This window comes from Emticicia sp. TH156 (assembly GCF_002855535.1).
GTDB classification, from domain to species: domain Bacteria; phylum Bacteroidota; class Bacteroidia; order Cytophagales; family Spirosomataceae; genus Emticicia; species Emticicia fluvialis.
The window spans coordinates 374,814-395,123 of sequence record NZ_PKRS01000003.1; the positions used below are offsets into that span (position 1 = coordinate 374,814).

At 41.4% G+C, this 20,310-nt stretch carries 17 protein-coding genes; 5 read left to right on the forward strand and 12 right to left on the reverse strand.

Going from position 1 to position 20,310, the window contains the following annotated elements; translation table 11 throughout:
• Positions 1–6: 6 nt before the first annotated feature.
• The 7 genes from ccoN to C0V77_RS07995 all read right to left on the reverse strand — a co-directional run bounded on the left by ccoN (position 7) and on the right by C0V77_RS07995 (position 8,200).
• On the reverse strand, positions 7–2,142 hold the full coding sequence (ccoN, locus tag C0V77_RS07965; RefSeq protein ID WP_101725807.1) for a cytochrome-c oxidase, cbb3-type subunit I: 2,136 nt from the start codon (positions 2,140–2,142) through the stop codon (positions 7–9).
• 124 nt (positions 2,143–2,266) lie between these two features.
• Positions 2,267–2,659, reverse strand: a complete 393-nt coding sequence (locus C0V77_RS07970) for a hypothetical protein (RefSeq protein WP_101725808.1) — start codon at positions 2,657–2,659, stop codon at positions 2,267–2,269.
• A 229-nt stretch (positions 2,660–2,888) separates the two neighbouring features.
• Positions 2,889–3,752, reverse strand: coding sequence for a universal stress protein (locus C0V77_RS07975; RefSeq protein WP_101725809.1), 864 nt, complete (start codon positions 3,750–3,752; stop codon positions 2,889–2,891).
• A 198-nt stretch (positions 3,753–3,950) separates the two neighbouring features.
• Positions 3,951–4,799, reverse strand: coding sequence for a hypothetical protein (locus C0V77_RS07980; protein WP_101725810.1), 849 nt, complete (start codon positions 4,797–4,799; stop codon positions 3,951–3,953).
• Positions 4,800–4,859: 60 nt separating this feature from the next.
• On the reverse strand, positions 4,860–5,027 hold the full coding sequence (gene ccoS / locus C0V77_RS07985) for a cbb3-type cytochrome oxidase assembly protein CcoS (protein WP_101725811.1): 168 nt from the start codon (positions 5,025–5,027) through the stop codon (positions 4,860–4,862).
• A gap of 1 nt (position 5,028) precedes the next feature.
• Positions 5,029–7,434 carry a heavy metal translocating P-type ATPase metal-binding domain-containing protein gene (locus C0V77_RS07990; protein WP_101725812.1) on the reverse strand — a complete coding sequence of 802 codons (2,406 nt, stop codon included), beginning with the start codon at positions 7,432–7,434 and terminating at the stop codon, positions 5,029–5,031.
• 19 nt (positions 7,435–7,453) lie between these two features.
• Positions 7,454–8,200 carry an acyl-CoA desaturase gene (locus tag C0V77_RS07995; protein ID WP_101725813.1) on the reverse strand — a complete coding sequence of 249 codons (747 nt, stop codon included), beginning with the start codon at positions 8,198–8,200 and terminating at the stop codon, positions 7,454–7,456.
• Between the two features lie 468 nt (positions 8,201–8,668).
• On the opposite strand from C0V77_RS07995, the gene C0V77_RS08000 reads away from it, so the two are divergent.
• The gene (locus C0V77_RS08000; protein ID WP_101725814.1) at positions 8,669–10,078 is read left to right on the forward strand and encodes a TlpA disulfide reductase family protein; all 1,410 of its coding nucleotides are present in this window, start codon (positions 8,669–8,671) and stop codon (positions 10,076–10,078) included.
• A 42-nt stretch (positions 10,079–10,120) separates the two neighbouring features.
• Complete coding sequence (locus C0V77_RS08005) at positions 10,121–11,239, forward strand: tetratricopeptide repeat protein (RefSeq protein ID WP_101725815.1); 1,119 nt, start codon at positions 10,121–10,123, stop codon at positions 11,237–11,239.
• 227 nt (positions 11,240–11,466) lie between these two features.
• Here C0V77_RS08005 and C0V77_RS08010 read toward each other — a convergent pair whose 3' ends face one another.
• Both C0V77_RS08010 and C0V77_RS08015 read right to left on the reverse strand, forming a co-directional pair.
• Positions 11,467–11,814: a hypothetical protein gene (locus C0V77_RS08010; protein ID WP_101725816.1), complete on the reverse strand. Its 348-nt coding sequence runs from the start codon at positions 11,812–11,814 to the stop codon at positions 11,467–11,469.
• Positions 11,815–11,838: 24 nt separating this feature from the next.
• Positions 11,839–12,657 (reverse strand): universal stress protein, encoded by an 819-nt coding sequence (locus C0V77_RS08015; RefSeq protein WP_158237910.1) that lies wholly within the window; start codon positions 12,655–12,657, stop codon positions 11,839–11,841.
• Positions 12,658–12,866: 209 nt separating this feature from the next.
• Between C0V77_RS08015 and C0V77_RS08020 the strand changes: the two genes are divergently transcribed.
• The 3 genes from C0V77_RS08020 to hemN all read left to right on the forward strand — a co-directional run bounded on the left by C0V77_RS08020 (position 12,867) and on the right by hemN (position 16,531).
• On the forward strand, positions 12,867–14,063 hold the full coding sequence (locus C0V77_RS08020; RefSeq protein ID WP_229236231.1) for a PAS domain-containing sensor histidine kinase: 1,197 nt from the start codon (positions 12,867–12,869) through the stop codon (positions 14,061–14,063).
• Between the two features lie 10 nt (positions 14,064–14,073).
• The gene (locus tag C0V77_RS08025; protein ID WP_101725819.1) at positions 14,074–15,114 is read left to right on the forward strand and encodes a response regulator; all 1,041 of its coding nucleotides are present in this window, start codon (positions 14,074–14,076) and stop codon (positions 15,112–15,114) included.
• A gap of 67 nt (positions 15,115–15,181) precedes the next feature.
• Complete coding sequence (gene hemN, locus C0V77_RS08030) at positions 15,182–16,531, forward strand: oxygen-independent coproporphyrinogen III oxidase (protein ID WP_101725820.1); 1,350 nt, start codon at positions 15,182–15,184, stop codon at positions 16,529–16,531.
• Between the two features lie 116 nt (positions 16,532–16,647).
• Here the strand turns inward: hemN and C0V77_RS08035 are convergent, their stop codons facing one another.
• The 3 genes from C0V77_RS08035 to C0V77_RS08045 form a co-directional block, all read right to left on the reverse strand.
• Complete coding sequence (locus C0V77_RS08035) at positions 16,648–18,879, reverse strand: T9SS type A sorting domain-containing protein (protein ID WP_101725821.1); 2,232 nt, start codon at positions 18,877–18,879, stop codon at positions 16,648–16,650.
• 208 nt (positions 18,880–19,087) lie between these two features.
• Entirely contained in the window at positions 19,088–19,453 is a 366-nt protein-coding gene (locus C0V77_RS08040; RefSeq protein WP_101725822.1) for a Rid family detoxifying hydrolase, read from the reverse strand.
• Positions 19,454–19,469: 16 nt separating this feature from the next.
• The gene (locus C0V77_RS08045) at positions 19,470–20,300 is read right to left on the reverse strand and encodes a S1 RNA-binding domain-containing protein (RefSeq protein ID WP_101725823.1); all 831 of its coding nucleotides are present in this window, start codon (positions 20,298–20,300) and stop codon (positions 19,470–19,472) included.
• Positions 20,301–20,310: the final 10 nt, after the last annotated feature.

Genomic DNA, 20,310 nt, shown 5'->3' on the forward strand with positions numbered 1-20,310 from the left:
AAATAATTATTGTTTAATATCAGTACCTAGTCTCTGCAGATAAGCAATCAGGGCTACTATTTCCTTATCGCCGCTTGTTTTAATTTTGGCATCAGCCAGACGCTTCGCAATTTCTGCAGCTTGTTTTTCTGCATCAGCAACCGCGATGTTTTCATAACCTTCCGGATATGGCACACCCAGGGTACGCATGGCTTTAATTTTTGCCGGAATCATCTCCTTATCGTAATCGTTTTCAAGCAACCACGGGTAAGGCGGCATAATTGAACCGGGCGACATAGTGGTAGGGTCCATCATGTGGTTATAGTGCCAGCTGTCTGGATATTTTTTACCAACACGGTGCAAGTCCGGACCGGTACGTTTAGAACCCCACAAGAACGGGTGGTCATACACAAACTCACCAGCTTTAGAGTACTCGCCGTAGCGTTCGGTTTCTGAACGGAACGGACGAACCATCTGCGAGTGACAGCCCACACAACCTTCTTTGATGTAGATATCGCGGCCTTCCAGCTCAAGTGGGGTGTAAGGTTTCACTGCAGCAATAGTAGGTACGTTAGAGTCTATCAGCGCAGTAGGCACAAACTCTACCACCCCGCCAATAGCCACGGCTATAATTGCCAAAGCCGTAAAAACTACCGGCTTACGCTCTAAAACTGAGTGCCAGCCACCACCTACAACTTTTACGTGTTTTTCAAGCGCTGGTGCCTCGCCGTATTCTACCGCAACAAAAGTACCTTGTTTGGCTGTCTGAATCAGGTTATATATCATTACCAGCGTACCAATCAGATACATGGTACCACCCACGGCTCTGATCATATACAGAGGCACAATCTGTGTAACGGTTTCAAGGAAGTTAGGGTAAGCAAGGAACCCATCTTGTGTAAACTCTTTCCACATTAAACTTTGTGTGAAACCCGCCCAGTACATAGGCAACGCATAAAATATTATACCTAATGTACCTAACCAGAAGTGCGTGTTGGTTAATCCTTTAGAGTAAAGCTGGGTTTTATACATACGTGGTATCAGATAATAAAGGATACCGAATATCATGAAACCGTTCCAGCCAAGGGCACCAACGTGCACGTGGGCGATGGTCCAGTCTGTAAAGTGCGAAATAGCATTCACGTTTTTCAAAGACAACATCGGGCCTTCAAAAGTAGCCATACCATAGGCAGTTACAGCTACAACAAAGAATTTAAGAACCGGGTCTTCACGAACTTTGTCCCAGGCGCCGCGCAAGGTAAGCAAACCATTAAGCATACCACCCCATGATGGTGCAATAAGCATAATTGAGAACACCGTACCAAGGCTTTGTGCCCAGTCTGGCAATGAAGAGTACAGCAAGTGGTGAGGCCCCGCCCAGATATAAATAAATATGAGCGACCAGAAGTGGATAATTGATAACTTATATGAATATACGGGTCTGTTGGCTGCCTTAGGCAGGAAGTAGTACATTAAACCCAGATAAGGCGTGGTGAGGAAGAACGCAACCGCGTTGTGGCCATACCACCATTGTACCAGGGCATCTTGCACACCGGCGTATAGAGAATAACTTTTGGTTAATGAAATTGGTAACTCAAAAGAGTTTACAATGTGCAGCAAAGCAACTGTAACTACAGTGGCTATGTAAAACCAAACGGCTACATACATGTGGCGCTCGCGGCGGCGTATAATAGTGCCAAACATATTAATGGCAAATACTACCCATATTAAAGCAATGGCAATGTCTATTGGCCATTCAAGCTCGGCGTATTCTTTACTGGTTGTTATACCAAGAGGAAGCGTAATAGCCGCTGCCAGAATAATAAGCTGCCAGCCCCAGAAGTGTATCCACGATAGCGCCTTGCTGAACATGGCGGTTTTTAGCAGCCTGGGCATTGAGTAGTAAATACCTGCAAACATGGCATTGCCTACAAAGGCAAAAATAATGGCATTGGTGTGTAAAGGTCTTAACCGCCCAAAGGTAACGTGGGGGGTTTCAAAATTGGCTCCAGGCCAAAAGAGTTGTACAGCCAGGGTTAAGCCGGCTAACATGCCAACCAAACCAAAAATGACCGTTACAACAAGAAAGGCTTTGACGATTTTATTATCATATTCAAATCGTTCTAATGTCCCAACTGACTCGGGCTGCGTAATATGCTGCATAGTAAAATTAAGTTTAGAAACTTTGATGGCGTAAAATTACTTTCGGCACTATGCTGAAAACATGACATAGGCTTTAAGAAAACATGACATTAATCATAATTCAGGCGGGGTAGTATTTCCCTGCTTAATCAATGCCTTCGGTATCTGAATTGGCAATAAAAGCCCTGAATCTGGCTTTCACGCTACGGTAGTCCTGCTCAAAATAATCCATTCTTTCTTTGAAATAGTTCTGGTCCAGCCTTTGCTCCTTATCAAGAATTTTATCTTCCTGTACGCCTACAGCCAACCCCTTTTCAATGTCGGCCAGTTCGGTCGATAACTGTTTAATAAGCCTTTGAAAATGATGAAACTGGTTTATGAACCACTCCTGCCTGTTATTGAGCTCTTTGTTGTCAAGGGTGTCAATTTCCTGTACTACGGTCAGAAAAAAATCTGTTTCCTTTTGCATCATTTCCAGTTCGTTACGCCATATCCTGTTCTGAAAATGACTATGGCTTAGTTCTGAATACTTTTTCATTGTCTGGTGTGTTTAAATATTTGAATGATTCAGGTAGATTTTCAGACCTGAAAATGGTCTGTTTTACTTTATAGAATATATTTTTTTATGGGTTTCTTTGCTGGCAGGCTTTTAGCAAAGACCCCTTTGCCTTTAGCAGACAAAGGGGTCTTTTCTTGCTGATATCAAGGCTAATCGGGGCTTTTTCAAACCAGAATGGCCGGCCTGATTGTGCTGACCCTGCCATACTTTAAAAAGTAACTACTTCATGTTCTGGCACTGTAATGTTCGCTTCGTCATAAATACTAAACAAAGGTATGGATGGATTATAGGCAAACCGGCGGGTAACTGAACGGTTAAACAGTACATCAAAAAATGTATGCCGGCGTGTAACCATTACCAGCATATCTGCCTCATGGTTATTCAGATACTCAATTATTCCTTCCTCTGCCGTATCACCTATTATCTGATAATCCACCAGATTCACGCCTTTAAAATAATCATGGTATTCGTATCTGGTAAGGCTGTTTATATCTGTCGGAAGCTGGTTTTCTTTCAAAACATTCAATAAGGTAAGTGTAGCATTATTGTTAATCAGCAACGCTTTCAGTTCATCCAGCTCATGAAAAGACTGCACAGGTTTGTAGTCAACCGCAAGCACTACATTTCTTACTGGTCTTAATTCAGATTTAACTGGTACAACAATAGAATTGGTCATTACATTTCTTACCACATCGGTAGCAGTACTGCCAAATAGTATGTCATTACCCTTACCTGTGGCGCCTACCACTACAAAATCATACTGATTTTTCTGGTTAAGCACCTGAATGGCACTACCGGGCGATGTTGGCATCAAATCTGTTTTAAATGTATGTATCTTGCGGGTATCCCATTGTTTTACTTCTTCCAGATGCTCCAGGATTTCTTCTTTGGCACGGGAGAATAACTCTTCTATCATAGAATACGCAATTTCAGGAGACCCTCCTGTCGGAAAAGTATCATAAGCATGCATCAACGTAAACTCGCAGGGGGTATCGCCAAACAATTGAATGGCGTATCGTATGGCCTTTTCTGAAGCTTTCGAGAAATCGGTCGGAAGAAGTACTTTTTTCATGATGGTTGAAATTTATTTTAACGAAACAAAGCTATATCAGCCATCATCATTTTTTTATGAGCGTATATAGGCACAAACATGATTGATGTCAGAAAAAAAAAGACAGGCAAAACCTGTCTTTTTTCAGCATTTGAACCTAAATACTTTACCCTAGCAAATTAAAAAACTGCCTTATACCTTAACAAAACTGACAGTTTTTTAATTTTTTATAAATTGTTGCGTAATGCCCGGGGCTTCTGTTATTTTTTCGCATCCGCGGTTATTGAGGCGGTTCGCAAAGCAAGGCACTAATACTTTTTCAATTTCTTCTATTCTGAATTTCAGTAGCACACCTCTGGTGTTGTTCATCATGTCGTTGTTCAGATACACCACAAGCATATTTTTATCAAGGCCTATTTGTCTGGTATAGGCTTTCCAGTCGCTCACCAGATTCTGCTTTAGTTTTTTTACCCGGTTTTCAATCAGGCTATAAAATATCTTCTGCGATTTTTCATCCTGATTAATGATATCGCTTTCCTGCAAAAAACGCTTGCCTCTCAGGTCATATATCTCCCAGTCCTGATTTTCAAGACAATAGCTTCTTTCAGTTTTGCAGTTACCCTCATGCAGATAAAAACCCAGAAAATCGTTTTTCAGGTAACTCACCCGGGTTGATTTATAGAAATAATGATACAGTTCAAAATCATAGCATTCTTTGTCTCCTTCACAATTTCCAAAGGCTGTCATACCAGACAACCAATCGTTCAGAAAATCCTGAGTCCGAATGTCAAGCATTCCGTCCAACACCGCATGAGACGTCTTCCAGGTGCAGTCAATGTCATCTTCCCGTTGCACGTACTTTACGTTTTTCACGGTTATCTGTGCTTTATTGTTTATGAATTTCTCTGTTTCCGGAATCCCGGCAAAATCAACCTGCGCCTCACAATTACGGGCAACAAAGAATAAAATCACCAACAATATAACACCGGCCAAAGCCCCGGACTCAAGGACAAACACAATAGATTTACGAACGTACGCAATCAGGTTTCTATGTACTTTTGTTTTCATAGACAGGTTAAATTGATAAGCAAAACTAGGTAAGCGCTGCCAACCAAAATCTATTGTGTCTCATGAAACTTTATGATTTTCGGCAGGTTTTTCTTCATCAAATAAAATCCTTACCGAGGGCGTATAGGTGTCGTCAAACTGGCCATCGTTAGTAGCCCAGATAAACGAGAACAAGAAGCCACCCGCTACCAGCAGGGCCGCCACAACCAGAAATATAATAACAGCCATTTTAAATCAGTTTTTTGATGCGTGCAAAGAGGTAGGTCATGCCTACGGCAAACAATACTACAGAAAGCGAGCTTAAGGGCATAAATATAGCTGCCATTACTGGTGATAATTGCCCCGAAACCGCCCAGCCAATACCTATAAAATTATAGACCAGCGACAACACAAAGCTGGCTTTTACAATATTAAGCGCCGTTTTACTAAAACGGAGAAAGTCGGTCAGCCTGTCAAACTTTGTGGCATCCAGAATAGCATCACAAGCCGGCGAAAACGCCTGCACGTCTTCGCTCAGGGCAATGCCCACATTACTTTGGCGCAAGGCTCCGGCATCGTTCAGGCCATCGCCAATCATTAGCACGTGGCGGCCACTCTCCTGCTCTATTCTTATAAAATCAAGTTTATCCTGTGGTTTCTGATTAAACAGCAAACGGTTTTTATCAAAATAAGGGTTCAGGTTTTCTTTCTCTTCATCGTTATCGCCAGATAATAAAGCAAGCTTAAAGCCAGATTTTAACCGGGTCAACACTTCGCGCCAGTTTTTTCTATAATTGGCTTTGATTGTAAAATACCCCCGGTACTCCTTATTAATTTCTACATTTACCTGCCCGGTGCGCAGGGTATGGGTATGCAAACCTAAAAACTCTGCATTACCCAGCCTTATAAAATTACCGGCTACTGCCCCTTCAATACCCATGCCTTTTATTTCATTAAAATAACTGATTTCGCCGCTTCCGGCACCCAGGTGGCGGCTTATCATTTTGCTCAGCGGGTGCACCGACTGTGCCGTAAGCTGGCTAACCCACCCTTTTTCTTCTTCGGTAAGTTGGCCGTCTTCAAAGTGCAACTGGCCGTTTTTGTTTTCGGTAAGGGTTCCGGTTTTGTCAAACACCACCTCATTAATCTCTGTAAGCAGTTGAATTACATTCTGATTTTTAACAAAAAACTTATTGCGCCCAAAAATACCCATGGTGGTGTTCATGGTAAATGGCATTGATAGTGTCAGGGCACATGGGCAGGCCACCATCAGCACAGCGGTTAAGCTTTTCCAAACAATATCGGGCTGTACATTGTACCAGTAAATGCCTGTTACAAGCGCAATCATTAAAGTGGTATAGGTAAAATATTTACTAAAGGCATTGGCCAGATCAGTAGCAGGCGTCTTTTTTTCTTTTTTAAAGGCCTCGTTGTTCCATAACTCGGTCAGGTAGCTTTGCGACACCTTCTTTTGCACCGCCAGTGTTACCTTTTCGCCAATCAGCCGGCCACCAGCATATATCAATTCGCCTTTCTCTTTTTTTATCGGTTCCGATTCCCCCGTTACAAAACTGTAATCAACGTAGGCTCGCTCCGACAGCAACAGCGTATCGGCCGGAATCAGCTCCTGATGGTGTATCTCCAGTACATCGCCTTTCTGAACCTCAGTTACGTTTTTATAACCTCCGTTTACTTTTACTGCCAGCGGGAAATAAGATTTGTAGTTTCGTTCAAAAGAAAGGTAGTTATAAGTTACCTGTTGAACCCATTTGCCGGTAAGCAGAAAAAAAACCAGCCCGGCGAGGCTATCCCAATACCCGGCTGAATGGTTAACGAAGGTCTCGAAACTACTGCGTACAAACAAGGCTGTAATACCCAGCGCAATAGGAATATCTACACTTAACACATGGGTTTTGTTTCGGATATTCTCTTTGATAGACACAATGGCACCTTTCAGGTAATCTGAAGCCCCAAAGAAAAACACCGGCAACGATAACAGAAAGTTGAGATACAGAAAAAACCTCTGATAAGTGGCATCCACCAGATTATTTAAATCAAGCCGGAAATACTCCGGAAAACTCAACAGCATGATATTACCCATGCAAAAGCCCACCACCCCTATCTGCATAATCAGGCGGCGTTGCACACGGTTTTGCCCGGGCTGATGCTCCGCACTTTGCAGGTTTATCAGTGGCTCATACCCCAGTGTTGCCAGTAGCTCCACTATGGTTTTCAGGCTTACTTTGGCTGGGTCATAGCTCAGCGACAGCTCCTTTTTCAGAAAATTGAGCCGGGCTGTAAATACTCCGTCCTGAATTTTGTTGAAGTTTTCTAACAACCATACGCAAGAACTACAATGAATGGCCGGAACAAAAAGCGTAACCTTATGAATGGTCTCGCTGCTGAAATCAAGCAATTGCGCCTGAATTTTGTCGTCTGCCAGATAATCAAACCTGCCCTTAAAGTTAGCCGCTTTCAGACTAACCCCGGCATGCTGGTTAAGGTCATAATAAGAACAAAGATTATTGTCTTGCAGTATCTCATAAACTGTTTTACAGCCATGACAACAAAAGTGTTTATCTTCCAACACAATCGGGCTGTCGGCACAATCTTCACCACAATGGTAGCACGTTGTTTTTGTTTCGTTCAGTGTCATAGCTGTATCGTTTATCAGACTACATATAGTTCAGGTCGTTGTTCAGTTTCAGCTTCACAATTTTAAGTTTGTTCAGTAGCAGAATAATTGGGTACGTAGGGTCAAACTCATGCCATTTTACGCCGAAGTTCGCCCTACCGCCCAATTTATGATGGTTGTTGTGGTAAGATTCGCCCATCATCAGAAAATCAAAGGGCAACAGATTTCTTGCGGTGTCGTTCACCTTAAAGTTGGTGTAGCCATATTTATGTGCAAACCAGTTAATAATAACCCCGTGCACAGGGCCCATCAGATAATGAATCGGCAACAACAGATACTCCCAGGCACTGGTTGCAAAATACATATAGAACAAGGTGTACAATACCCCCCAGCCTATTCTCGACACCCAGGCGTCACCCAGGCGCTCCATAAACATCCAGTTAGGTACACCTTTCTTAAATTTGGGCTCAATGTTGGCTTTGTCGTTCAGAATATCGTTATAGTAATTTTTGGTTTTCCACATCATGTGAAACAGGTTATCTGAGTAGCTCGGCGAATGCGGGTCTTGCTCGGTGTCGGCATAAGCATGGTGCAGGCGGTGCATAATACCGTAAGCTTTAGGGCTGAGAAACGACGACCCCTGTGTTACATACGTAACCACGTAGAAAAACTTCTCCCAACCCTTCGTCATCGTAAACATCTGGTGGGCAGCATAGCGGTGTAAAAAGAAAGTTTGTGAAAACAATGATAAGTACCAGTGGGCCAGGAAAAAAATTAAGATTGCCATTAAGAATTGTGGTTATTTTAAAGCCCAAAATTAGGTATCGTTCCAAACCACAATTATGACCAAACGCCAATAAAAAAACTGATAGATATCATTTTTTTTAGAAGCCGATTCAAAATCTGAATCCAGAAATTTTGCTAAACGGTAGAAAACATTATTTTTGTAGTACCAATGTTCATTTAAACTTATTACTGGTTTTTAAACCATTCAACACATGAAAAACCTCAAACTTTTTTCTGGCTGCTTCACCAGCTTTGTGCGCAGCCTTTGCCTGCCCGCATTTTTACATCACAAACATTTTATGTTGGCTTAGCCAAAGTAATAATTGACAGAGCGGCCTGTTGGCGCTTTTAAACTTATTCATTTTAAGGCTTTATTAGTCTTCCGGCTATTGTACGCCTATTTGGCAGAGTTTGTTAGGCCAACTTACTGTACCATTCCATAAACTAACAATGTTCAAAACTAACTTTTATGAAAACTCACTTCAGGCTTCTTTCATTATTTATGGCTTTTTGCGCAACTGTTTACGCCAAACAGGACTCAACCATTATTATCGTCGACAAAAAGAAAGCACATACGCCCATTTTTGTGCAATACAACGGTAATTTTAGTGGCTATAAGGTTTTAGAACTCAATGAAAACAAAACCGAAACTCTGGTTATTAAAGAACCTTACCCAATTAGATTGATATCAAACGACACCGACAAAAAGTACCGGTTCGGGCGTCAGCTATCTTTTGTAATATACCCCGGCGAAAAACTCTATCTATCTAAAAACAAAGACAATGTAACTTACATCAGAAGCCTTTCTGACAGCACCAGAAACAACGAACTTGATTTTTTCAAAGAGTTCGAAAAAATATGTGGCCAGTTTGAAGGATTCGCCGTTATGCAAATACCTGTCAAAATTTCAGGAATAGCCAGATACAAACAGCTTGAAGCCAATTACAACAAAAGAATAGCTTTTTTAAATGAATACAAAAGCCGAAAACCAATACGAGACACCTATTACCAATACCTGAAAGCCCTTTTTCTGAACGATTACCTCGTTACCCTTGCTGCACCATACTTTTCACCATACGAACAAAAGCGATTACCGCAAAACAAGGAAATAACAGCCGCGTTCGAGAATAATTTCATTAGCAGCGACCAGTTCTTCTATGAATCCAGCTATCGGGCCGCTGTACTGAGTTACGTATTGCTTAAGTCTGGCCAAGACCTTGAAAAAACCGGAACTGATTATAAGAAAATGGCAGAAATAGCCCTGAACAGCTTGTCTGGTGCTACGCTTGAGGCTGTTCTGCTAGACATCATTAATCTTAATAAACAGAACACCGATAAATCTATTAATCTTCATATTGCAGAAAAACTGGCATCAATTTCCCAAAATCCATTCATTCGTTCTTTTGCAACTGATAACCTCCTGCCTTTTTATAAAACCACTCAACAAATAGGAAACAACCTGCCCTTGCTAAACGGCAAGTATGAAGCGGGCGAATTGAACGACATTTTCAAAAAATCGGATAAGCGCTTTTACTATGTAGATTTCTGGGCCAGCTGGTGTGGGCCATGCCGGGCAGAAATGCCGGCCTCACATAAACTGAAAGCAGAATATGAGGAGAAAGGCATTGGTTTTGTCTATATCTCAACCGATGAAGACCCCAACGCCTGGAGCAACGCTATGCAACAATTGGGCATTGCACCCGGCGAATCTTATCTATTGCCAAGCGGCAATGCTTCGGCAATTGCCAAAAAATTCAATATCAACTCTATTCCCCGATATCTTCTTGTTGATGCCCATGCACAGATAATATCTGACAATGCCCCGAGACCATCTGACCCGGAAGTGAAGCGGATGTTTGATAAGCTCCTGAACAATTAATTTTTTGCCTGAAATCTATTCACTCATAATTATAAAGCAATCATGAAAAACTTCATTTATCTTTTTGCTATTCTTTTTTACAGCCAGGCTTTGGCCCAAACTACTGCCGACAATACACTTAGCAAAGCCAAAGCACTTATGAATGATTACCGTTTCGGAGAGGCCATTCAGATGCTGGCTGGCTGTAATACCCAACCATGCCTGCTTGAAAAAGGCTTTTGCTATGCAAAAACCGGCGATTACAAACAAAGCGATACCTTCTACGGAAAAGTGCTGGTTGCCGATTCCAGCAATCGTACAGCCTTATTTCAGATGGCCAATAATGCCGAAAGCACTGGCAATTACAAGAAAGCAAAAACCTATTACAGTAAGCTGTTAAAGGTAGATTCAACCAATGCTACTTACCTCAAACTACTGGGTGTTGTTTATACTAAACTGGGGAACGATTCGCTGGCCATGTTTTTACTTCGCAAAGCTATTTCATTGAACGACCTAGATTGCGCAAACGAACTGGGCAAAGTATATATGCGTAGAAACATGACCAAAAATTGTCTTAACCTGGTAGAAAGACACCTGAAGTATGATTCTGCCTACCTGCCTTTGCATCAGCTGAAAGTTAAGGCGCTATATAAAGAGATGAAGTTTCAGGAGGTGATTCTGGCTGTACGAGCCCTGATGGATCTGGGAGACTCAAGCCTTGCTTATCAACGTATGCTGGGCTTTGCCTATTACCGAACCGACAGAACCAGACAATGCATAGAAGTATTAGAAAAATACACGAAAAAAGGCGAACCGGAAGAAGGGATAGACTATTTTCTGGGGCTGGCCTATATGAAAGAAAACAATATGGCCAAAGCAAAAATACATTTCGAAAAAGCCATTGCCATGGGTGTATCAGAAAACATAGCCGATTATTATTATACCCTGGGCTATATAAACGAGAAAGAGAAAAACTATAGTGAAGCCATTGACGCCTATAATAACGCTTATCTGTTCGATGACCGCCCCTACCTGCTCTTTTTAATGGCCCGAACTTACGACTGGAAAAACGACAAAAACCACGCTGTTGAGTTCTATAATAAATACCTGCTGTCGTCAGACACCGTAAAGCAGTACAGGTCTGATGCCACCAAAAGGCTGGAGTATCTGAAAACCAGATAGAAAAAGCACCTAAAACTTATTGATTCTGTTAATCGTATTTAAAACTTTGCAGCAATGGAAGCTTAAAAAGAAAAAAACCCGAAAAAGCACAGTTTTCGGGTAAATTCTTTATTACATTATTAAGAAAAGTAAAATAGCGGCAGATAAATCATTAATGCAGTACATAAACAATTGCACAGATAACATACCATTACTGGCAGTTCTATTGGCAGGTAATAAGTATTTACCTACACAATAGAACTGTAGATATTGCGTCCAATATCATTCTGGCGTTCAAGTGTCCATTTGTTAGTAAATGCGGTATGTATCCAGGAGTTTCCCACTTTCCTGAAAACACTAATCTGTAACCCTAGTTTTTCCCAGAAATACTCTTCAATCTGCTCAATTGTCATATTCGGTGATATAATAAACACCGAAGGATTCTTCAGGCTTGAGATATCGTTCAGAGTATGGAAGGCGTCAGTGCTCATTTCATTTCCTCTATGATACACCTCTATCTTCAGAAAAGGGTAAATCTCGTTAAATGCCCTTGCTAACTGATTAACTGACATTTCCTTATCAACAACAATCTTCATGTATAGTATTTTTCAGCGTTAAATTTACTGTATTGCCAAAACCGGAACCTCGGCATCAAAAACCAGTCGACGGGTATTACCTGCAAAGAAAATCTTCTCCAGAAACCCATGATGCTTCGGAAACGTAATCAAAAGTTGAGCATTTCTGCTTTTAACAAAACTGTTAATGGTCTCAACCTGATTTTTACCAGTCACTGTCTGAAACGTATGCGGCACATTCTTCAGTAACTCACGCAAGCCTAATTCTGCTTTTTTAATATCTTCTGTTGGTAATGCCGGTGTAATGGGGGCTACATATATCACATCAACCACGGTGTCCAGGTCTCTTAAAAAATAAATAGCTTTTCCTAATACGGCGGCATCTATGGGTTTGCTCAGGTCAACCCCCATCACCGCATTTTCAAAATGCTTAATTGTGTAGTTGGGCGGTAAAACCAGCATCGGTATTTTCAATGAATCAATCATTTCGGTGGCCGCACTACCAAAAAAACCAGCGCCAAGCGGAGAGTCCCCCACGCTACTCATCACAATCAGGTCAACTTCAAATTCTTTAGTTGCGGTTATTATGGTATCAATTAGAGAACCGTGCCTGTAACAAACCTCTATTTCTAGTGGCTGATTAACCCTGCCCGTCACTCTTTTTTTTAAATCGCTCAGTTTTTTGGCACTAATTCTTTTCACTTCATCAATCGGCAGCCCGTAATTATCATCATAGGTATTCAAAAACCGGTATGCATGAAACAATACCAGGCGCGCCTGCTGCTTTATTGCTATATTTGCAGCCAGATGTGCAGCCTTATTGCCTGCCCTTGAAAAATCGGTAGCCAGTAGTATAGTTTTCATAATGCGGAATCTGGATAGTTTCATTGCAACAAAATTCTATATTTTTCGGGCCATTGAATATGAGTTTCATCATAAGTAGCTATGATAAACTCAAAAAAAAAACATTTGGGCGGTTTCAGAAAACTGATATTTGTCATATTTTTAGCTTACAAAACTTCTCTTCTTTGCTGATGAAAAACAACCCAGGTACGAGGTCAACAGTTGCGGAAATGGATATATTACACCAGTCGGAGGCTATTTTCTTGTTTGCCACTGAAGGAATTTTAATAGCGGATAAGCAAGGAAAAATTGTAAGAGTAAACCCAAGCGGAGCGGCAATGTTTGGGTACGAGCCTGAAGAACTGGAGAAACTGTCTATTGAAGATCTGATTCCCGGCAGATTCCGCCATACCCATACCGAACACCGCAGAGCATTTAACGAGCATCCACATGCGCGTTCGATGGGCAGCGGCATGGATTTGTACGCCCGCCGTAAAGATGGCAGTGAGTTTCCGGTTGAAATCAGCCTCAGCCCTTATCACAACAGCAAAGGCGCGTATGTGATAGCCTTTGTTATTGACATTACCATTCGTAAAAAAGCCGAAAACAGATTGGTTTCTTATAAAAACGAACTGGAAGTGGAGGTGGAAGAACGCACGCTTGTATTAAAAGAAGCCATTCAGAAACTGGAAAAAACCAAAGATGAACTTGATAAAGCACTAAAGCGCGAGCAGGAACTGAACCTGATGAAATCCAGGTTTATTACCCTTGCTTCGCATGAATTCCGCACACCATTGGCTACAGTTTTGTCGTCTTTATCACTGGTTGAAAAATACGCCGACCTTGACGAGAACGAAAAACGCGACAAGCATATTAGTCGCATCAAATCCTCGGTACGAATGCTGACCGAAATTCTGAATGATTTTCTATCGCTCAACAAACTGGAAGAAGGCAAAGTAATTGTATCGCCTGAAACATTTGACATCAGCGAGCTGATTGACGAAATTTGCCAGCAGATGCAGGGCATTGCAAAAAAAGGTCAAAAGATATTGTACGACTGCATTTCAGGAGACGATTCGCACCAGGTAAGAATCGACCCCAAAATCATCAAAAACATTTTAATAAACCTTGTTTCTAACGCCATCAAGTTTTCGCCTGAAGGCGCACAAGTGTTGGTAAGTGTACGCCTGGACGAAAACAGCGTAACGCTTCGGGTACGAGATGAAGGCATTGGTATACCAGAGGCTGAGAAGAAACACCTGTTTGAGCGGTTTTACAGAATGAGCAACGCCGGAGAAATACAGGGTACTGGTTTAGGCCTCAGCATCGTGAATCAGTACGTAAATCTGTTAAAAGGAAAAATTGATTACTCAAGCCAGGAGAACAAAGGCACTGAATTTGTTATTACCCTACCAAGACAATTATAAGCAAAAAGCTATGAAAAAAATATTATTAATTGAAGACAACGCAGAAATAAGAGAAAACACATCTGAAATACTTGAACTGGACGGATATGAAGTTCTGACCGCCGAGAATGGAAAAGTTGGGGTTGACATTGCCATCAAAGAACAACCAGACCTGATTATTTGTGATATCATGATGCCTGTGCTTGATGGCTACGGTGTTTTGCACTTACTATCAAAGCAGGAAAAAACGGCCTCAATACCATTTATTTTTCTTACTGCCAAAGCAGAACGCTCTGATTTACGAAAAGGAATGGATATGGGCGCCGATGACTACATCACTAAACCTTTTGATGATGTGGAACTGCTTAGTGCTATTGAAAGCCGCCTCAGAAAAAAAGAATTGTCTAAAAAGCAATACGCGCAGGATATAACCGGCCTTGACCAGCTCATTGCTGACGCCAACGGAGAACAGGAGTTAAAGAAACTGACAGAAAACCGTGAAATAAGATACTTTAAGAAAAAAACTGAAATTTACAGAGAAGGAGACTTCCCCCTTTATTTGTATTATGTACTGAAAGGCAAGCTGAAAGCCTTTAAAACTAATGATGATGGCAAAGAGTTTATTGTAAACCTCTACCATCCCGGCGACTTCGTAGGTTACGTTGACCTGATTCAGGAAACCAATTTTACCGATACCATTGAAACCCTGGAAGACTCAGAAATTTGCCTGATACCAAAAAAAGACTTTAACAACCTTTTATTACAAAACCCGCAGGTGGCACAGAAGTTTATTCAGCTGCTCTCAAAAAATATCAAAGACAACGAAAGCAGCCTGTTAAAACTGGCCTATAATTCGGTGCGCAAACGGGTTTCTGAGGCATTGCTCAAGTTTTTTCCAGACAACCAGGCATCTATGAAAATCAGCCGTGAAGACCTGGCCAGCGCCGCAGGAACCTCTCTGGAAACGGCCATTCGCACCTTGTCTGACTTTAAAGACGAGAAACTGGTAGAAATTGAATCAGGCAAAATAACGATTGTAAATCCCGAAAAACTAAAAAAACTCAGAAACTAGCAAATATGACCGCCATCATATTTCTTTTTTTGTAAGGCATCTACCTTTGTTTACAAAAAAAGATGAGATGATACAGTCAGCACTTATTGAAAAATACAACACTTCTGCACCGCGATATACCAGTTATCCGACAGTTCCTTATTGGGACAACAGCAATTTTACCGAAGCCCAATGGAAAGAAAGTTTCATAAAAAGCTATAAAAATCAGAAGAAACTAAGTCTATATATTCATCTTCCATTTTGCGAAAGCCTATGCACTTTTTGTGCCTGCCATAAGCGCATTACACTCAATCATCAGTTTGAGGTGCCGTATATTGAGGCTGTTCTGAAAGAATGGAACCTCTACCGCAATCTGCTGAGAGAAGCACCTCTCATTGAAGAAATTCACCTGGGCGGTGGTACACCCAGCTTTTTCTCTGCCGAAAACCTGAAAGACCTCATTGAAGGCATCTTATCGGGTTCTAAAGTAAGCCCAACGGCAGAATTCAGTTTTGAAGGCCACCCCAACAATACCAGCGAAACCCACCTGCAAACCTTGTATGATTTAGGTTTCCGGAGGGTTAGTTTCGGTGTGCAAGACTACGACCACACCGTACAGGTAGCTATTAACCGCCTGCAACCATTCGAAAACGTAAAGAAAGTAACCGAACTGGCACGCAAGATAGGCTATACCTCTATCAGCCATGACCTCGTTTTTGGCCTTCCTTTTCAAAATGTAGAGCAGTTTGAAAAAACCATCAGAAAAACCCTGGAGCTCGCCCCAGACCGCCTTTCTTTATACTCATACGCCCATGTACCCTGGTTAAAAGGTAACGGACAGAGAGGTTTTGATGAAAACAACCTGCCAAGTGCTACAACTAAACGCCAGCTATATGAACTGGGCCGTGCCATCTTTGAAGAAAACGGCTACCACGAAATAGGCATGGATCACTTTGCCCTGCCTAGCGACACACTTTTTAAAGCCGGAGAAGAAGGTTTGCTTAACCGCAACTTTATGGGTTATACTACCACACAGTCTAAATGCATGTTGGGCCTGGGCGTATCAGCCATCAGTGATAGCTGGACAGCCCTTTCGCAAAACACCAAAAGTCTTGATGAGTACATACATCTGACAAAAAACAACATTTTTCCATTGCTCAGAGGCCACATTCAGACAGAGGAGGATATGCTCTGGAGAAACTACATACAAAACCTGATGTGCCGTTTTGAAACTGAGTTTTCGTTCGATGATTTAGATCAACACCAGATAGAACAATTGCTGGCATTGAAAAACGATGGCATTATACTATTAGAAGATAATAAAGTTAAAGTAACTGCAGAAGGCAAAACGTTTATCAGAAACGTATGTACCGTTTTTGATAAGTACATCAGCAGTGCGGGCCAGCCACTAAACAAAACATTCTCAAAGGCCATCTGATAATTTAATTAACAGACATTTATTTATTGAATCAGGAATCTGAAACATAACCAAAATATTAAAGCCGGTCTTCTCAGAAGCCCGGCTTTAATATTATATTCCCATTTAATATAATCTTAGTACTTATAAACACGTTTTGTAACCTGTTTATCGGCAGTACGGATACTGATTGTATAAGTACCCTCTACAAAGTTACTCAAATCAAGGATATGCTCTTTCTGACGGGCATCAATCTTGGTTTTAATAACTTCTCTGTTCATTTTATCAATTACTGTTATCACAACAGCGTTATTCTGCATAGCTTCAGGAATAACCAGTTTAACCGCATCATTAGTTGGGTTAGGATAAACCACCCAGTTGTCAGCAGTGCTTGTTGACACCGCCGCCACGGCTACTACAGCTACAGAAGCTGCTGGTGTTGTTACAGAAGCAACATCTGAATAGTCTGAATTGCCTTTATTGTTAACGGCTTTCACACGGTACCAGAATTTCTTATTGGCGGTTACTGTTGAATCAGTATAGGAAGTCGTATTACGGCCCAGTATAACTAAACCAGTAAACGCAGTACCATCTACCGAACGCTCCACAACAAAAGTCTCCTCTTTGTTTGAGTCATCACCCCATTTCAAAGCTACTTTAGTAGCTGAGCTGGCAGTTGCTTTCAAAGCGTAAGGTTTGTTTGGTGCCATGGTATAAACCGTTTCTACAGAAGAAACACTTGAATAACTTGACTCACCATATTGGTTAGTAGACTTTACTCTGAAATAATAAGTTACACCTTCTTCAATCGGGATACTCAGTACATCAGTTTTATTGGCAAGTACCTTCATAATGGTAAGGTCAATAGTAAAGGTGTTATTTTGAGCTCTTTCAAGAACGAAGAATTCTTCATCATTTGAATTATCAACCCATTTAATTTTTATGTTATTGTAACCAAGATTATCAACACTCTTCTCTGACACTAAACCTGATGGCGCCGTTGGAGGTCCTAGGGTTAATAAAGACACAATATTTGAATAAGGTGATGGACCCTGATCATTTGATGCCATTACTTTATACCAGTAAGTTACCTTAGGCAAAGTAGTGTTATCTGTATATGAAGTATCTGACGGCGCAAGAGTAGCTAATTGCGTATAGCCTTCACCAGCACCTGTTGCCGAACGATACACCAGAATTTGTTTTGGTATTTCATAAGGACCAAACGTTGGGTTTTTCCAGGTTAAATCTACTCTGTTAGGCGTAATGCTTTTACCTTTCAGACCTAGCGGTGCAGGAGGCCCAACTCTTGCCGGTGTAGTTACCTTCAATGGAATTGAAGCCTCACCTAATCCACCTCTGTTTCTTGCTCTTACGCGGTAATAATAAGTGGTACCTTCCCATGCATCAAGATCATTATAGAAAGGCGCGTAAGCAGGCACACCTGTGGCAATGATAGACCAATCTGTATTATTTACTGAACGCTCAACCTGGAAATCCCAAACGATCGGATCGCGGTTTGTCCATTCAAGACGCACCTCATTCAAAGTCTGATAAGGCGAAATCAAAAGAATTGGAGCTTGAGGAGGATATGGCAATGTAAAGAAAACCGGCCCGAAAGTTGCAGTCGGTGAAAACCCTGTTCTATTCCAGGACGCTACCTGATACTGGACTTTGGAATTTTGCATTAAGGTATTATCAACATAAGTAACATTATATTCTTTACCTGTACTGTCTGGGGTATTAATAAAGGCTACGTCAGTCCAAGGGCCATCATTCATGCTGCGTTTAATGATAAACTTGTTTTCGTTATCAGAAACATCCTTGAAAACAATGGTTGCAGTGGTTTGTGTCCAACCGTCAGCAACACCTACTATGCTCGGCGCTACTGGTAATTCCTGCATGGTGGTTACTGCAAAAAGCGGCGACCAGCAAGAATACCTGTGAAGGCTGTCGTTCGGTACACCGGTACGGATAGAATCTGTTGCGCAGGTAGCAAAGCGTGTATGCGCATACAAGGTATCTTTGGCTGCACGTACTGAAAACCAGTATTTCTTGTTGGGGATAAGACCATTAAAATGGTAGGCACCATAAGTTGTAAAAGCCTCAGTTGTGAAGTAGTTAAAGTTCACGCCGTCTGTTGAGAAAGCAATCTGATACTTAACAGATTCAGTGTTGTTTGTTTTCCAACCAACATCTAGTTGAGACCCCGAACCAGGTACATATGTCTTAACCAAGTTAGTTGAAGTATTCAAAGGATTTACTGAATCGGCAACTGCAGGAACACTTCCTGATAATTCTCTACCTTTTGCCTCAACGTTCCAAAAAGCAAACATCAACAATAATAGAGATAGAAAGTAATTTTTTCTCATAGCCAAACTATTTTAGTTTTAGTATAAATGGGAGGATTTTCTTTGACGTAAATATATAATAATTTATTGATTTAAGTCTAATTGTTACCGGCGAAAATTATTTTACGGTTGGGAATTGTTTCAAGCCTATGAAACAAACCATACCGTTATCACCTGATTGTCTGCCTATATTACAGCAGTTACCCTCAGATGAAAAAATTATTAAATTTTACCTGACAGCAATAACTGATATTTCAACGTTTACATCTTTAGGTAAACGAGCAACCTGCACCGTTTCTCTGGCCGGAGGATCTGCCTTAAAGTAGCTGCCGTAGACTTCATTGATAACGGCGAAATCGTCCATGTTTTTCAGAAAAATACTTGATTTTACTATATTCGTGTAGTCCATTCCGGCTTCTGCCAAAATATGCCCGATGTTCTCCATAATCTTTGCAGCTTCTGCACGCACATCTCCTGCTGCTGCCAGCTCAAGGGCTATCTGCCCCGACATATACAAGGTGTCTCCTGCCAGCACTGCCTGGCTGTATGGCCCTATGGCAGCGGGGGCTTTCTCAGTAAAAATAATCTGTTTCATATAGTCAATTTTAATTTCAGACCAGATAAATACCGTCTTCTTCTATTCTAATTAATCGTTGTTTATACAGGCTTCCTATTGCTTTTTTAAAAGTTTTCTTGCTCATCTCCAGCTGGTACATCACATAGTTGGCATCGCTCTTGTCTGTCAGGTCCAGAAATCCTTCGCTGGCCTTCAGCTTTTCCAGAATCCGCTCTGCATTGGGTTCTACGTTGGCATACCCTTGTTTTTGGAGGCTTACATCAATACGGCTATCCTCTCTTAACTGTTTTACGTAGCCTTTCACCTTACTACCCAGTTTTATACGCTGAAAAACCTCATTTTCATAAATAAGGCCTTTGTATTTCTGGTTAATAATCACATTCAGGCCCAGGTTGGTTTCTTCAAAAACCAGCAGGTCTACTTCCTGCCCTTCTTCCAGTTCAATGTTTTCTTTTTCAAAAAAACGGTTTACCTTACAAGAACCCACGAGTCTTTCGGTGTCTTCATCCAGGTAAACATAAACGGCGCTCCAGTCGCCTACCTGCAGCTTTCTATTCTGCTCTTTAAAGGGTACAAACAGGTCTTTTTCTAGACCCCAGTCCATAAATGCCCCAATGCCTGTAACAGCCATTACCTGTAAATAGGCAAATTCGTTGAGTTTTACTTTGGGCTCAAGTGTAGTGGCAATAATACGATCTTCAGAATCCTTATAAATAAATACCTCAATGTCATTACCCACAATTACATCATCCGGAATATACTTTTTCGGAAGCAAAACATCGTTGCCGTCTTTATCTCCCAGATACATTCCTACACTTGTACCTCTCAGAATCCTTAATGTATTTTTAACACCTAAATTGAGCATGTATATGTTG